General features: G+C 48.9%; 12 protein-coding genes. 7 read left to right on the top strand and 5 right to left on the bottom strand.

What is annotated here, in order from left to right; all coding sequences use genetic code 11:
• Positions 1–6: 6 nt before the first annotated feature.
• A complete protein-coding gene (locus PspS04_RS09605) occupies positions 7–372 on the bottom strand; it encodes a DUF3742 family protein (RefSeq protein ID WP_159994822.1) in 366 nt (121 codons plus the stop codon).
• Between the two features lie 456 nt (positions 373–828).
• Between PspS04_RS09605 and PspS04_RS09600 the strand changes: the two genes are divergently transcribed.
• Both PspS04_RS09600 and PspS04_RS09595 read left to right on the top strand, forming a co-directional pair.
• Positions 829–1158 carry a hypothetical protein gene (locus tag PspS04_RS09600; protein ID WP_159994820.1) on the top strand — a complete coding sequence of 110 codons (330 nt, stop codon included), beginning with the start codon at positions 829–831 and terminating at the stop codon, positions 1156–1158.
• A gap of 130 nt (positions 1159–1288) precedes the next feature.
• On the top strand, positions 1289–2248 hold the full coding sequence (locus tag PspS04_RS09595) for an ArdC family protein (protein ID WP_159994818.1): 960 nt from the start codon (positions 1289–1291) through the stop codon (positions 2246–2248).
• Positions 2249–2380: 132 nt separating this feature from the next.
• Here PspS04_RS09595 and PspS04_RS09590 read toward each other — a convergent pair whose 3' ends face one another.
• Entirely contained in the window at positions 2381–2578 is a 198-nt protein-coding gene (locus PspS04_RS09590) for a DUF7740 domain-containing protein (RefSeq protein WP_007901093.1), read from the bottom strand.
• Between the two features lie 224 nt (positions 2579–2802).
• Between PspS04_RS09590 and mobH the strand changes: the two genes are divergently transcribed.
• The 5 genes from mobH to PspS04_RS09565 all read left to right on the top strand — a co-directional run bounded on the left by mobH (position 2803) and on the right by PspS04_RS09565 (position 9904).
• On the top strand, positions 2803–4527 hold the full coding sequence (gene mobH / locus PspS04_RS09585) for a MobH family relaxase (protein ID WP_159994816.1): 1725 nt from the start codon (positions 2803–2805) through the stop codon (positions 4525–4527).
• Positions 4528–4930: 403 nt separating this feature from the next.
• The gene (gene dndB, locus PspS04_RS09580; protein WP_064594905.1) at positions 4931–6010 is read left to right on the top strand and encodes a DNA sulfur modification protein DndB; all 1080 of its coding nucleotides are present in this window, start codon (positions 4931–4933) and stop codon (positions 6008–6010) included.
• A complete protein-coding gene (dndC, locus tag PspS04_RS09575; RefSeq protein ID WP_159994814.1) occupies positions 6010–7536 on the top strand; it encodes a DNA phosphorothioation system sulfurtransferase DndC in 1527 nt (508 codons plus the stop codon). Before dndB ends, dndC begins: the two co-directional genes overlap by 1 nt.
• Entirely contained in the window at positions 7533–9545 is a 2013-nt protein-coding gene (gene dndD / locus PspS04_RS09570; RefSeq protein ID WP_159994812.1) for a DNA sulfur modification protein DndD, read from the top strand. The genes dndC and dndD overlap by 4 nt, the downstream gene beginning before the upstream one ends.
• The gene (locus PspS04_RS09565; protein WP_159994810.1) at positions 9542–9904 is read left to right on the top strand and encodes a DndE family protein; all 363 of its coding nucleotides are present in this window, start codon (positions 9542–9544) and stop codon (positions 9902–9904) included. Before dndD ends, PspS04_RS09565 begins: the two co-directional genes overlap by 4 nt.
• 207 nt (positions 9905–10111) lie before the next feature.
• Here PspS04_RS09565 and PspS04_RS09560 read toward each other — a convergent pair whose 3' ends face one another.
• The 3 genes from PspS04_RS09560 to PspS04_RS09550 all read right to left on the bottom strand — a co-directional run bounded on the left by PspS04_RS09560 (position 10112) and on the right by PspS04_RS09550 (position 15003).
• Positions 10112–11920, bottom strand: coding sequence for a DUF262 domain-containing protein (locus PspS04_RS09560; RefSeq protein WP_159994808.1), 1809 nt, complete (start codon positions 11918–11920; stop codon positions 10112–10114).
• Between the two features lie 465 nt (positions 11921–12385).
• Entirely contained in the window at positions 12386–14176 is a 1791-nt protein-coding gene (locus PspS04_RS09555) for a DUF262 domain-containing protein (protein WP_159994806.1), read from the bottom strand.
• 14 nt (positions 14177–14190) lie between these two features.
• Positions 14191–15003, bottom strand: a complete 813-nt coding sequence (locus tag PspS04_RS09550) for a putative phage abortive infection protein (RefSeq protein WP_159994804.1) — start codon at positions 15001–15003, stop codon at positions 14191–14193.
• Positions 15004–15254 lie beyond the last annotated feature (251 nt).

Raw genomic sequence — 15254 nt, 5'->3', positions numbered from 1 at the left:
ACGAGGTTACTTCAGTGAACCCCATTTATCGTACCGCTCAGGCCAAGATGTTCTATGCATTGGATCATCGAGATCATCAATACCTGGAGTGTCTGAATCTTGAACTGGGATAGCTGCGAATGCGACGAATGTGCACATCAGCACAAACAACCAGAAACTAACAAAAAGTAATGCTCCGAGCAGCGCCAACTGAGCAATCAGAAAACTCCCGCGAACAAGTAATTTACCTGCAGGCATACCTGCCGTCACCGCACGCTCAGCCACGCGGGACTCAAACGCTTTCAACTTGCGATACCCGCGCTTTATCGACATGCCACAGGTATAGGCCCAGCAGTGGGCACGTGAACTCTGAACAGGTTGCTGAATCGGCATGGTCTCGCCCTCTTCTGAGCGTTTTCATGGTTGAGACAAGAGTAATAGCGTACTACTGAAATCGGCCCGTGCCTGACCGTTTATCAGTTTGCCCCAGCCGAAAAATCTTCACTGGAAGACAGAAGACAAGCTCCGTGAAACAGCGTCTCTACAGTCATTGACCCATACAAATCGTCCGGTTAAATACAAGGTACGGATCGCTGTTATCGACAGCACTTTCCCAGGTAGCCAGAACCTTCAAGGCTACGTCACTTCGATGATGGCTCTCCCCAAGTGCGATTAGCGTTCGGTAGCTCGCACGGTGACCGTTTCTACGGTGATGAACGCCTACTGCTCTCCTGAGCGCCTTTCGAGCTCTGCTCGTCAGGAAAACCCTCTTGATTTTCTTCAACCCACTGCGGGGAAATCTTTTCCCGCACGGGACAGGTTTCTTCGCGTTTTCAACGGAGACATACCATGCCCGACTCACTTACACCGGAAACACTGAACACCCTTCGTTTGCCCATCGTGTTCACACCTGGCGCATGGCAACGCGCAGTACAGCTCGAGCGTTCCGATCACGCTGAGAAGCTGCAGATCGATCGGTTGAGCCACGTATTGCGCGCAGCCTTCGAAGCACACCTGGCCTATCCACAAAAGCCCTATGTGCTGTTCGAGGTAATCCACATTGAACCAACCGATCGCTTAGACCAAGACCCGTTGCTGCAATTGAGTCTGAGCCTACTCCAAGAACCGGGTCAGCCTGCCGCCTTGCTGATAGCGCTTGCAGGAGAACACCAGCGCTAAGCGCAATGGGCGGCGCCCACCTCCACATTCGGACGGCATGCAAGACCTGCATCAATCCAACCATCACCCACCGGGGAACCCTCCCCCGGCGGGCAAGGCGTTCCTTCGTTTTTCTTTCGAGGAAATTGCCATGCGCGATATCTACCAAGACGTAACTGACAAGATCGTTACCGCGTTAGACCAAGGCGTTGCTCCCTGGATCAAACCCTGGTCCTCAAGTGGATCAGCTTACATCGGTCATCAACCCTACCCCATCAATGCCATCACGCGACGTCCGTATTCGGGCATCAATTTACCGCTGCTCTGGGCCGAGGCTAGGTTGCAGGGGTTCAGTCAAGATCGTTGGCTGACGTTCAACCAAGCCAGAAAGGCCGGTGGACACATCCGTAAGGGTGAGCACAGCACCCTGGCGGTGCTCTACAAGCCGATGGAGCGCGAGGAACAGACCGAGTCAGGCCAACCGGTCCTCGATGAGAACGGTCAACCCAAGGTCGCTCACTTTGGCATTCTCAGGACACATTTTCTGTTCAACATCGAGCAAACGGAGGGGCTCGAAATGCTCAATGACACCCTGCTCGAGACGGAACAGAGTGATCCCTTCCAGCCCAACAGTGCTGCGGAAAATCTGCTGTTAAGTTCGGGGGCACAGATCGTTCATCGATCTGCCGACGAAGCCTTTTACCACCCGATCAGGGGTCTCATCCAACTGCCGACAAAAGCGCAATTTCACGATGAACGTGGATACTACGCCACCGCACTTCACGAGCTGACGCACTGGACCGGGCATCACGCTCGGTTACAGCGCGAAGGCGTGACGTCAGCCTGTCCGTTCGGCTCGCCAGGCTATGCGTTTGAGGAGTTGATCGCCGAGATGGGCGCTGCTTTTTTATGTGCCTACGCCGGTATACAGGGGGAGCTGCGGCACGAGGGCTACATCGACTCCTGGCTCGGCCTGCTCAAGGCTGACAAACGCGCGATCTTTCGCGCCAGTGGTCAGGCCCGAAGCGCCTCGGAGTATGTACTCAACCTGGAGCAGCAACTGAAGCAGATGGCAATGGATGACTCACGATACATGAACGATGGAGTTTGATGGTTACCTCACCGCTGCAATCGCATCACAGGGCCCAACGCGAGTCGGGCCCTTTTTTCTGCGCCCAGAAAAATCCCCATGCCGCGGGGCACTGATGAAAAGAATCAGAGATGGGCACACACCCCCAGCCTGTCATTCCGCATCCAGGTTCTGCGCCAGAAAATCCACCAGCTCGAGCGGACTCCGGCTGTCGATCACCTTGTAGATCAAATCGCGCTTACTGCGCGGCAACTTCTTGACCACGCTCTTCGCCGAGGCCCTGACGGCTTCGTCGGTCCCATGGATACGTGCCGCGAGCAGCAGCACGAGCGTAGCGTCAGTGAGGTTCATGGCAAGACCCAAAAAATATGCACCGCAGTGTACCGACTCTTTTCTTTCTCGTACCAGCACCCTAACAAAACGATGTCTAGCAGTATCAATATCCCAATTGCCGCACAAAGGGACACGAGCCAAAAGGATGGGGAAGGGTTGGAAGGGAATGGGGAGTCAAGGGTAAGAGCCCTATCCGAAAAGGCTAAAAGGCCACTGATCCTGCCATTTCCCGGGAGGCCACGATGCTCAATCTGTTTCGCCACAAAAGGCAAAAGCCACCTCCGCCACCCACCGTAAAAGTTGCCGAAGGTTACCTGCCCATCGAGTCGTCCCAGAGCTTATTAGCAGCCGAGCACCGTCGACGGTTGCTCGATCGCATCTGGCAGTACACCGCCCTCTCCCATCCGCAGTTCAGCCAGCTCTATTTAAATCCGATCCATCGCTACGCCGAACTGGTCCAGCAGCTTCCAGCCAGCGAGACGCACCATCATGCTTATCTTGGCGGCATGCTCGACCATGGGTTAGAGCTGGTCGCTTGCAGTTTGAAACTGCGTCAGTCATATCTGCTTCCCACCGGCGCCGCGCCCGAAGACCAAGCCGCCCAGACCGATGCCTGGTCGGCGGGTATTGCTTATGGCGCCCTGCTGCATGACATCGGCAAGATCGCCGTGGACCTGCAGGTCGAACGCCAGGATGGCCGTGTTTGGCATCCTTGGCAGGGCCCGCTGGATCAGCCCTACCGTTTTCGCTACCTCAAAGGTCGCGACTACCACCTGCACGGCGCCGCCGCAGGTTTGCTCTACACCCAGATTCTCGACCGCCCGATCCTCGATTGGCTCAGTGGCTTTCCGTCGCTCTGGGGCAGCTTGCTGTATGTCCTGGCCGGCCAGTACGAACGTGCCGGCGTGCTCGGTGAGTTGGTCATTCAGGCCGACCGTGTCTCCACCGCGCAGAATATCGGAGGTAACCCTAGCAAGGCGCTGCAAGCACCGGTTCATTCGTTGCAACACCATTTGGTCAGCGGACTGCGTCATCTGGTTCAGCACGAGCTGAAACTCAACCAGCCGGGCGCCGCGGGTTGGTTGACCCAAGACGCGCTGTGGCTGGTCAGCAAGACGGTCACGGACAAGCTGCGAGCCTATCTGCTGTCGCAGTCGATCGAGGGTATTCCCTCATCCAACATCGCGGTGTTCGATGAACTCCAGTCGCATGGGCTGGCCGAGTCCACCCCGGAAGGCAAAGCCATCTGGACCGCGCTGGTGACGCAGGGAGACTGGGAGCAGAGCTTTACCTTTCTGCGCCTTCAGCCGGCGTTGATCTGGAGGAACGAAGAACGTCCCGAAGCTTTCAGCGGGACGGTGAGCGTGACAGTCGATGACCATCCGACCGACGCTCCGGCATCACCAGCAGCGTCAGAGGCTGTCAGTACAGGATCGCGTCAAAGCTCTTCGCTGAAAGATCCCATGGCGATGGAAGACGCTGACTATCTCGGCACGCTATTGGATATGTTCGAGCTGGAAGAGCCTGAGGTCAGCGACGAATCGTCAGCAAGCACTCTCGAAATCTCAAATACCTCGCTGGATGGCCCAGGTCAGGCATTTCTGAATTGGGTCAAAGAAAGCATCTCGAGCCACAAGCTGGTCATCAATGACAGCAAGGCGAAGGTTCACACGGTGGACGGCACTGTATTTCTCGTGACCCCTGGCCTCTTTCAACGCTATGCGCAGGAGTTTCCTGGTGTGTCTCATGGCACCTGTCAAGAGATCGAAGAATGGCGCTGGGTGCAGAAGCAATTTGAGAAGCTGAAGGTCCACCGAAAGCGCGCTGATGGTTTGAACATCTGGGCATGCAAAGTGCAAGGCCCCAGGAAGAAAACAACTTTGAAGGGATATCTGATTGCGGAGCCGACATCACTTTTAGAATCGATACCACCAAACAACCCGTTTCTTGCGCTTGATGATGGCTAACGACCTCACATAGGGAGCCGTCCAACTCTTTTCTTGGGCACTGCCCATGCAAGGATTGCCTCCCAGACTCTATATTTTTGTCACTTACAATCTAGCTGCAGATCTATCCATGACACGCTCCTCCCGAAGCGTCGGTGTGCCCAACGCAGCGCATCAGCGATCTCTTCAAGCATGTGAGAAATGCAGATTAACTGCCACCCAGATACAGGTATCCATACTGTCATTCTGTTCCGCACTCAAAAACTTGACGTCTACCACGCGCAGGCTCCGCTGTTTAACCCGTCGCCCTATTGACCTCAACTCACAAGCAAGCTGCTGGACCGTACCATCGCGACATCCCGCCTTGCGTGTATGTTAAAAATATGCAAAATAACGTACCTGCAGAGAAAAGACATGCGAACACATGACGACCTATATTCATTCCTTCCCCTGCGTCCGAGGCATTCAAGCCGGTAGGCCTTGCTACATAGCGATGTGCCCGATGCGCCTTGTGCCAAAGATTTTCATTTTCAACGAGGAAAATGTGCCTGCGGATTTGCGCGCACAGCGAACGTTGAACTTGGCTAGGGTTCCTGAGATTTCCGCATATTTGCTTGACAATCGCGACGACTACACCCTCTCTGCAATCACCGCTTCTGTTGATGGGGTAGTCCAATTCAATCCTGCTTCCGATACTGGCCTAGAGCAAAGCATCGGTACGCTAACCATACCAATGGATGCTCAAATTCTAATCAACGACGGTCAGCACCGTCGGGCAGCCATTGAGCAAGCTATCCGCGAAAATCCAGAACTTGGCTACGACAACATCCCCGTGCTTTTCTTCATTGATGAGGGGCTGAATCGTAGTCAACAAATGTTTGCTGATCTCAACAAGCATGCTGTGAGACCGAGTAATTCAATAAGCACGCTTTACGATCATCGAGACCAAATTTCCGATCTGGCCAGGTACCTGGCCAAAAACGTCGAAATTTTCTCCAGGATGACAGAGCTGGAGAAATCTAGCCTCTCTCCCCGCAGCTCCAAGCTATTCACCCTAAGCGCTATAAAAAACGCCTCCCGCGTCTTATTGAAAAAAGGGAAAGGCGATCTCATTGCGCAGAATGAGCGGGAGCTCGCAAAATCGTTCTGGGAAGAGGTGTCCTTGCAGATGCCTGATTGGATCAGAGCAAAAAACAAAGAGCTGTCGACGTCCGAATTACGGGACAATTACATTCACGCCCACGGCGTGCTGCTGCAAGCAATGGGACTTGTCGGAGCTGAACTGATAATCCGTAAGGAGTCTGAATGGAAAAATACCATCAGCCAGCTCCGGAGCATCGATTGGTCTCGAGCAAACCCGGAATGGGAAGGTCGCGCCATGGTTCACGGCCGGATCTCTAAAGCCACAACGAACGTGGCGCTCACAGCAAGTCTTATCAAGAAAAAACTTGGCGTCCCGCTATCCACGGTTGAACGCGAGTTAGAAAACAGGTTTCCTCAATAATGAGTAATGATCAATTCCTCTATCCATCGCACGATGATTTCGTTCAAGAAGCGATCATTTCTGGAAGACCGCTAGCGGATGCTGTCCGTGAGCTTCAAAGCATCTACAAGGCCGATAATCGCCCATGGGTAGTGGGTTTCAGCGGCGGCAAGGACTCTACCGTCATCCTGTCGCTCACATACTATGCCCTGAAGATGTTGCCGCCTGAAGAACGCCACAAGCACGTGTACGTCGTCTCCTCCGACACTCGAGTAGAAACCCCTGTAGTAGTCGACATGATCCGCCAGGTACTTGATTCTGTGAACGCTCAAGCCGTTCAAGATCAGATTCCGATGACAGCCCATTCTGTCACCCCTAAAGTTGGAGAAACGTTCTGGGCCAACCTCCTAGGTAAGGGCTACCCAGCACCGACCAAGGCGTTTCGCTGGTGCACAGAGCGGATGAAAATCGATCCAGTTAGCGAATTTATCAAAGACAAGGTAGCCCGTTTCGGCGAAGTCGTGGTGGTACTCGGCTCGAGACGCGAAGAAAGCAACACGCGTGCGCAGGTGATCACGCGCCACAAAATCGATGGATCTGCTTTGGGCCGGCATACCACCCTGCCAAATGCCTATACCTATATGCCCATTGAGCTATGGCACGCTGACGATGTCTGGGAATATCTCATGAGTGCTGCCAGGCCTTGGGGTGGCTCCAATCGAGTGTTGTTTGAGCTGTACAAAGACTCCAACGCTGGCGAGTGCCCACTGGTAATCGACACCAATACACCATCCTGTGGCAATTCACGCTTCGGCTGCTGGACGTGCACCGTGGTGACTCATGACAAAGCAATCGAGGGCCTCGTAAACAGCGGCGAGGATTGGATGCTGCCGCTGCTGCAGTTCCGCAACCAGCTACATGCCAGCTCACTCCCCGAAAACAAAACTGAATACCGTAACTACAAACGTCGTACCGGAAAAGTGACCTTCGCGAGAGGGGCTATAGACGACGACACAAATGCTGCAACCAAACACGTGCCTGGCCCGTATTGGATGAAATATCGCAAAGAGTGGCTGAAGCTGCTTCTGGAAATTGAGAAAGGTATTCGTGAGACGGATCGTGATATCGAACTGATCGGCCGCGATGAACTGCAAGTAATCCGCCAGCAATGGCTGAAAGACCCGAATGAGCCGGACTGGGTTGATTCACTTCCTAAAATTTACGCCGAGGTCTACCCCGCAGATACAGTTGAGTGGATAAAGAATGACGCCGGCGCCTTCACTGAGCCCGATGCGGCCATCCTGAACGCATTGGAGCAGGAGCACGGAGTGCCGGCGGTCCTGATCATGAAGCTGATCGATACCGAATTATCATTTTCTGGCCTCTCACGTCGGAAAGGAATTCTGGAAGAGCTGCAAAAAATCCTGGAGCAAGACTGGGGGGGGCTGGATGAAGCGCTGGAACGTCGCGCCGTACCTACAGTTAACGACACGTATAAGACCGCTTTCGAATCTCTGAAAGCCGAACTAGATGGCTTGCTGCAATGATTATAGACTCCCTTTCAGTACTAGATTTCCGAGTTTTTAGCGGAGCCCACAACTTTGATCTGGTTCCTAAGATCAAAAGAGGCAAAAACGCGCCTATCGTTTTGTTCGGCGGTTTAAATGGCGGCGGTAAGACAACCATTCTAAGCGCGCTAAAGCTTGCTTTGTATGGCAAAGGCGTACTGGGCTCAGGCGCAACAGTTGTCGACTATCACCAATATCTTCGTGACTGCATCCATAGAGCACACAACAGCATTGCCAAACCTACACGGGCGGCTGTCGAACTTACCTTCCGCTATGCGCAATATGGGCTCATCTCGAGCTATCAATTGACCCGGGATTGGTTTATTGATCGTGGCGGCAAGATCAAAGAAGGCCTTATAATTTCCAGGGACGGCAAACACCTGACCGAGCTTTCATATGATCAGGCACAAGCTTTTCTTAACGAGCTGATCCCGATTGGCGTATCCGAGCTGTTCTTCTTTGACGGCGAAAAAATCGCAAGCCTCGCTGAAGAAACATCCGGGGACGCTCTACGAGAGTCGATCAACAAGCTTTTAGGCTTGGACCTCATCGACAGGCTGCATTCTGACCTATCCGTGATCATCAGAGGCCGCTCAGTAAAAAAAGCATCTGAAGATCGCAAGCAAAAAATAGCTGAAGCAGAACGAACTTACGAGGATCTAAAGAAGCAGCTCGCTGATACACGCGAAAAACTCGTCCATATGCGTGTCAATACCGTCGAGGCAAACAAAAACCTGGCCAACATTGAGGCAAGTATTAATGCGCGCGGCGGTGCCTGGAGCGCTACAAGAGAGGAAGAAATAGCTAGTCTTGACTCACTGGCGAGTGAGAAAAAAGCCATAGAGCATACTTTGCATGAGATGCTGAGTGGCTTACTGCCGTTTGCAATTACGCGGAAATTGAACGAAAAACTCCTCGTACAACTGGACTCTGAGCAGCGCGCGGAAAAAGTGCAGGTTCTTTCTGAATATTTGGAGCGTCAGAAAATCAATTTTCTGACAGAGCTCGAATCGACGCTAAAAATCAGCAAGGAGCAGAGACCTGCCCTTCAAGATATTTTCCTTAGGACATTCGGTTCAGAACTCGGTAATAGCGATCGAAGCCTATCGCCAGTACATGAGCTCTCGGACACCCAGCGATCTAGCATCACTCACCGCCTGATGAATGAAATGGGAGCGCTCCAACAACGAGCCGCTGGTCTAGTGGCAAAGCTTCAGGACACTGATACCGGAATCGAATCTGCTAAAGAAAATATTGCTCGAGCCCCAGAAGAAAAAGTGCTAATGCCACTGTTTAACGAACAAGGGCAGCTACAAGGGCGCTTGTCCGTTCTAGAAGAACAAAGATCTTTGATAGTTGAGGAAGCGAAGACACTTCTCAATCAATTGTCCACTGCAGCACGCCAATTAGATGAACTATATACAGAAATTGCCGAAACCCAAGAAGCAGAGCGTCTAACCGGCCTTGCACAAAATGCCAGAGAAGTTTTAAGAGAGTTCTCTGCACGTGCTCGAATTGAAAAGCTCAAAGAACTTGAGTCGCAGTTTTTCATATCATTCAACGGTCTCGCGCGCAAAGAAGATCGAAACCTCAGTATCCAGATTGATCCTAGCTCCTTCGAGGTCGTTCTTATTGACGATGAGGGTGTGTCGTTACGTAAGGATGAGCTGTCAGCAGGTGAGAAGCAGATATTCGCAATCTCTGTTCTAGAGGCGTTAGCGCGAACGTCGGGGCGAAGCCTGCCAGTAGTAATCGACACGCCGCTTGGTCGCCTCGATTCTGTTCATCGTAAAAAACTCGTGGAGAATTATTTCCCTAAAACAAGCCATCAAGTAATTATTCTCTCGACAGATACAGAAATTGATTACGCATTTTATGAGGGACTTCAGGGAAGTATTTCTCACTCCTATCACCTGGTATACGACCCAGAAACTCGATCTACTCAAGCCGAGGAAGGATATTTCTGGCGGTGGGTTAATAACGCATGAATACATTCCCGCATAAATTCAAGATTTCAAGTTCGTCAACCGCGAAACTAAAATATCTTAAATCTAAGACTGGTCTAACGCCTAATATCTTAAGCCGGTACGCAATCGCCCTTGCTCTGGCCGATGAAAATGGCCTAGGCAATGCCAGCGTATCGGATTTAGAAGGACAGGAGTTCAATGCCCCCACGCTATTTGGTGAGCACTTGGATATTTACGAAGCGCTGCTCAGGCAATTCACACATCAAAGTGATTTGGACTGGGATCCCGTCAGGCATGTAGCGTCGCTGATCGAGGTAGGTCTTCATAAAATGGGGCATATACGCTCGCTCAAAGACGTAGCGCTACTGATTAGTAAATAATCAACAATCTTGACCAGCGATGCGGTTTATCACCCATCGCAATGGCCACATACTCACAGGTGAGGCAAGCCTCACCATTATTCCGATGCTTTTAGGGTCGATCTTAAAACTAACGATAGGATCCATATTCCCTTTAGCCTTAGTAATTTGACGCCGACGGAACAGGACGCACTTGATAACTTACAAGCACCGCCGGCACGATTCACACTACACAACGAAGATATGGCGCGCCATTTCCAGTACATTCCTTTCATACTCAACAGAAGCTTTCAAATTCCACTTGAGCTTCTTGCCGATTTTTTGATTTAACGCAATCGACGAGGATTTGAAGACACCTCGTTTAGCCGTAAAATTATCGTTATCGGCCATTGAGTTTATCTCCGGATCAAGAATAGTTAGATTGCCAATGGAATTTTTTCTAGGCTCCATCTCTATATCGATATCTGCTGCTTTTGCATTTTTTGGATATACATGTTCAATAGATGTCTCCCCAAAATCCAACAATCTATGTCCTTCAAGGCATTTGGGCACGCCTACCGCCCCACTCTCGTACCAAGCGTAATAGGAATCAAGCATCATCAGAAAATGCTTTATGTTTTTATTGCCTCCTGTTTTGCTTTGATAATGCAACGACATCAAACCATTGATAAAGTTATGTAATGGTGCACGCTGCTCAAGCAAGCCCCCTAGCTTCTGCCTTAGTGAATTTACGCTATACGCAGTACCTTGAGTACGTATGACTTCACATTCTGAATAATAAAGCCCCTTTAGCGGAGTTACATGCTCATTGCAAATAATTTTATACCTGAAAAATGCTCGCTCAAGCATTAAAACAATATCTCTGAACTTAACATGACCCAGTTCACTTGCAGCCAGCAATAGAGGAACACTGAGAGTGTGCCCTAAATGAACGACCAAGCTTGCCAACCGGGCTCTATCCCAGGGGGTCACAGGCCTTTGATCTGCAAATATCCACTCACCCTTTGTAAAAGCTCTGCAGCGCTCCACATCTGCATGAATAACTTTTAGCTGCGCGATGATATATTTTGCATCTTTCTTTTTTACTCCGCCTGGTGCCAACCCTTCGAAAAATGCCTCCATATATACATCAGCGAGTGCACCAGACCTAGCTCGTCTATATGCATGAGACTCATATATCCATTGTAAAAAATCATACGTTTTATTTGGCTTGTCCGACAGTATATCGTCCCAAATTTGTTCAGCCGCTAACTGCTCATCACCATAATCTTCCAAAAGCTCCAAGGTCTTAACCCTTAGCAAATCTCCATCTGTCAGCGAAACGCCCCGATCGTTAATTACCTGGAATAATCTATATGCATCTGGTTTGTTCTCCGCGACCATATGAAGCATTGAAAAATCGCTGAGCAATACATCATGCACCTGCTCGAGAGCGTCAACTTTAGCGGCAAAATCGCCACATTGATTTTGTACTTCTTTCAAATACGCAACAACTTTACCCATCGCGGATAATAACTTTTCATGCGAGTCAATTTCACAATCTGGTTCGTTTCCTGCCAATAAACCTCGAAAATAACCCTCATCTTTCTTAGACAAGGTCAGAACATTGGCACTTGTGACAACTCGATTAACCACCTGCTCGTGAGTAACAAATGATATCTTGAGATTTTTTACATAGTGCTCAACCCTTTTCCTGAGTTCGAGATCATCAAGAAAACCCGCGAGTTCACTAAAGACGTCCATCAGAGCATACCCGAACAACACAATTGTCGTTATTCGCTGCTGACCATCAACTAGCTGATAATGGACAGCATTAGCAACCCCCTCAATATCACTTTTAATGCTAAGAATACCGCCAAGGAAATGCTCACGATGCGCTCCACCTACACGCGAGCGATAACATACATCCACATCAGCAATGAAATCTTGAACGGAATCAGAATCCCAAGCATAGCCTCTCTGATATTTAGGGACGGAGAAAACCGTCTTATCTCCAAAAACATCTCCTACAGCAGCATGAACGGGCTTAATATTCATCCTTGGCGTCCTTTCGTTTACGAATCTAAAGTTCCAACGTCAGAGTAACAGGCGAAGAAAAAAAAAGGCACTAAAACGAGCTTGTTACAACCGCACTCGTTGCTAACGAAACGATACGCCATTTCGGAAGACGCGTGACGACTTAGTTTGGAACGCCAAATAGAATCGAGGAATGGCCTGAAGAGCCGTGGGTAAGCGCACAGTGTAGAACCACTGCGATGTAGTTTGCGGCGATTTCCCCACTACGATAACTTACAGGGTCTACACCGAAGAAGATGGCATCCTGGTTGCCTCAACTCAAGCTGTCCGCGCATCTGTCACCCCAGTCAGTAGACTGGACCAAACTTTTATCAACAGCGGCGATTGCACTGCTCCGCTGTATTTAACTAATACTAATCGATTGCCCTATGTCCATTACCATAACAGGAGAACATAGGGCTACACCACAATCATTGAAAGAAAATATCACTCCTCAAACTTTAGAGGCCAAACATTTTTTGCATAGGTTTCAGCAAGATACAATTGTCGCTTGGCAATACTTTCAAAAGTCCACTCCCCTTTCTCCAGCCAACTGTGAGTATTTTTCGCCACACTGACTGGCAAGCTTAAGCCACTTCGCAAATAGTCCAAATTATCATCATTCTCAAATTTTACAGACAGAGCCTTGTTCTTCACTGTCTGATTGACATCATGAGGAAGCATAAGAAGATTGCCAATTCTATTTAAGTATCCACTATAACCTTCTTTTTCTTGCACTCCCAGCCACTCCACCCCTGGCTTCTTTGGCATTATAAACTCTACTCTCTGGGAAGCATTATTGTTACGCGGCCTCGTATCCAAAACTGGTTTGATGTAATTTTCTATTTTCCAAATTATGTAAAATGCTTGCCTAATATTGCTCACAGCAGCTCTTGAGAAATTCTCCACGAACCGCTCATCCGAACTTTTTCTCGAGAAATAATTCGACACTTCTGCGAGTGACAAATCCGCTCTTACCATCGCGGATGCCTCTCCAAAAAACTCTTGCAACGAACCCACAGAGTCTTTTGCAATAAGCCCCTGTCTAAACAAGTAGTTCTCAGCAAGAACTAGATACTTCTTAAGAGCGACGACATTTTCGCCGTGCTTATCCATTATTGCCATGATGAAAGAAGCGCAGTGCGACTTCCATAATGGATCTACAATTGCGTACCTCAAATCTTCTAACTCGACATCCCACCCTTTTAAATCACCAAGTAGGAACTGCCGCCAATTCAAGGAGTCCTTACTAAACTCTTGTGCAAAATCGAGTGCCCGTATTGTAGTTGACGAAAGCACCTTAGAAACCTCTTCAAATATCATCTCCTTTTTAACCCGCTCATGACGATACGTAAAAGAAAATTGAATTAACTGAGGCAAATCTAGCTTCTTATTATCAGGCTGACTTTCCGAATTATCTATAAAGACATCCCACAATCTTGTAACGCTTTCCACTACATTTCCGCCGGAGGACACTGCATGCTCCAACAAGACATTTTTAATAAGATCAGCTTGAGACAAATCTAACCCCCGCTCGTTTAATGTCTCAAACAAGCGATATGCCAATGATAAATTAGCAGTACGAACTACCAAAACATAAAAAAACTCGGTCAAAGTCTCTACCAGATCTCTTATCCGAGATTGCCTCTCCTCTGAATCTTTGCCTTTCAACTCTTCTTCTATAGAGCTGTAGAAAAAATCGAACGCCCTAATAATATTGGCCTGAACCTCGGATTTTTTATCACCCGCTCTATCCCAATACTCTCGCTTAGATTCGACCGAAGGGTTTTCGAATAAACTATTGCAGTAAAAATCATCTTCCCTATTCAACTTTAGGCGGGGAACAAAACCGGCATTTGGCGCCACAACACAATCAAGCAAAACATGCTCAAGCTTCAAGCGAATCTTTTGATCCATTATCTCGGAAGTATAAGATCGCAAACACTCCGAAAGAATTGTGATGGTAGTCAACCGCTGTTGCCCATCAATTATCTCCCATCTCGCGCTATCGTGAGACTGCTCTTGACCAATCACCACAATCGCACCTAAAAAGTGACCAATTGCATTACCACCAGGCCCTTGCTCCTTGACAGCAGTAATCAAGTCATCCCACAGCTTCTCGAGCTGTTCAAAACCCCATCTGTATTCGCGCTGATTAGGAGGTACCACAAAATAGGTAGACTTTATAAGTTCACTAACGCTCGTAGACTTCGTGGCCAATTGCTGACTTGGATTCATAATTAAAAACTCAACTAAATGGGATTAACTACCAAAGAAGAATGAAGATCTGCATCAAAATACAACTGCTTTGAAATATCTCCAAAAAAGTTATATTTATTTAAATTATCTAATGCTAACGATCCACCACAATTCAGCGAATGGTAAAAAATAAGAAGCCGTTCATTTGCGGATAACTGCGCATTAACAATCGAGTAGTATTGCAACGGATTGCTAGGGCTTCGCACCTCTATGAAATCAATAATGCTTTTTAGAGATCCCACGTAGTGCCCAATAAACCTATCGTTATCAGCACTAAAAACCTTATAGGCCTGCGCAATTATTTCGCGCTCATCCCTACCAGTGGAATGATATTTCTTTACGTTCTCATAATTGATCTTGAGTCTTCGCAGCAATATACGAAACGCTCCCCGCCCCTGATTATAATCCTCTTTTTTCTCAGTATCTTCCAGATCTAAAGTTTTGACATTTTCATTATAAAGAAGGACCATGGAAAAGAAGGTATTTTCAAACGCCTGAACATTTAAATGAGCACTTTGTTCCTTCAGAGCAGAGGTAGAATGAGAAAGTTCTCGGGACTGGATAATTAAAGCGCCTAATATCGCAAACAAAGACAGCATCGCGAGTATCGGATTTAAGGTCCCTCCAAAGAAATCACCAAACTGCCCCCATGCAGCATGATCGACTAAATAGTCGCCAGCAAAATGCTTTTTATAAATTACAATGACACTTCCGGCACAAATTACTGCCACAGCTAATATGACCGCCGATACTTTTATCACCGCCGAGTCAAAAAAACCGGTGCCATCTTGAGCCTTATCCTGCATGTATCCATACCTTCTAATAATTTGCGGCAGCTAGGATTTTCGCTATTACAAGTTAACGTTTCCAGAACTCATCCGAAACAGTTTCCATCAGCGATATTACATTACGCTTAGTAAAGATCCAAATCGTGTCACCCCCTGAAATTACGTTGCATGTCTTCGGCGCGCACGCTATCACTAGATAGTCAGAGCCAGAGGTTCCCCAGGCTGAGATACGCCCCAGTCTTCCCGCGCGCAGACAAGTTGAAGCCCTG

Source organism: Pseudomonas sp. S04 (genome assembly GCF_009834545.1).
Classification (GTDB): Bacteria; Pseudomonadota; Gammaproteobacteria; order Pseudomonadales; family Pseudomonadaceae; genus Aquipseudomonas.
The sequence above is the reverse complement of the archived record's forward strand: the minus strand, read 5'-3'. Positions and strand labels throughout refer to the sequence as shown.

What these genes read in the sequence shown, in the direction of transcription:
- PspS04_RS09605 (WP_159994822.1), bottom strand. Translation starts at nt 372, where the DNA reads ATGCCGATTCAGCAACCTGTTCAGAGTTCACGTGCCCACTGCTGGGCC.
- PspS04_RS09600 (WP_159994820.1), top strand. Translation starts at nt 829, where the DNA reads ATGCCCGACTCACTTACACCGGAAACACTGAACACCCTTCGTTTGCCC.
- PspS04_RS09595 (WP_159994818.1), top strand. Translation starts at nt 1,289, where the DNA reads ATGCGCGATATCTACCAAGACGTAACTGACAAGATCGTTACCGCGTTA.
- PspS04_RS09590 (WP_007901093.1), bottom strand. Translation starts at nt 2,578, where the DNA reads ATGAACCTCACTGACGCTACGCTCGTGCTGCTGCTCGCGGCACGTATC.
- mobH (WP_159994816.1), top strand. Translation starts at nt 2,803, where the DNA reads ATGCTCAATCTGTTTCGCCACAAAAGGCAAAAGCCACCTCCGCCACCC.
- dndB (WP_064594905.1), top strand. Translation starts at nt 4,931, where the DNA reads ATGACGACCTATATTCATTCCTTCCCCTGCGTCCGAGGCATTCAAGCC.
- dndC (WP_159994814.1), top strand. Translation starts at nt 6,010, where the DNA reads ATGAGTAATGATCAATTCCTCTATCCATCGCACGATGATTTCGTTCAA.
- dndD (WP_159994812.1), top strand. Translation starts at nt 7,533, where the DNA reads ATGATTATAGACTCCCTTTCAGTACTAGATTTCCGAGTTTTTAGCGGA.
- PspS04_RS09565 (WP_159994810.1), top strand. Translation starts at nt 9,542, where the DNA reads ATGAATACATTCCCGCATAAATTCAAGATTTCAAGTTCGTCAACCGCG.
- PspS04_RS09560 (WP_159994808.1), bottom strand. Translation starts at nt 11,920, where the DNA reads ATGAATATTAAGCCCGTTCATGCTGCTGTAGGAGATGTTTTTGGAGAT.
- PspS04_RS09555 (WP_159994806.1), bottom strand. Translation starts at nt 14,176, where the DNA reads ATGAATCCAAGTCAGCAATTGGCCACGAAGTCTACGAGCGTTAGTGAA.
- PspS04_RS09550 (WP_159994804.1), bottom strand. Translation starts at nt 15,003, where the DNA reads ATGCAGGATAAGGCTCAAGATGGCACCGGTTTTTTTGACTCGGCGGTG.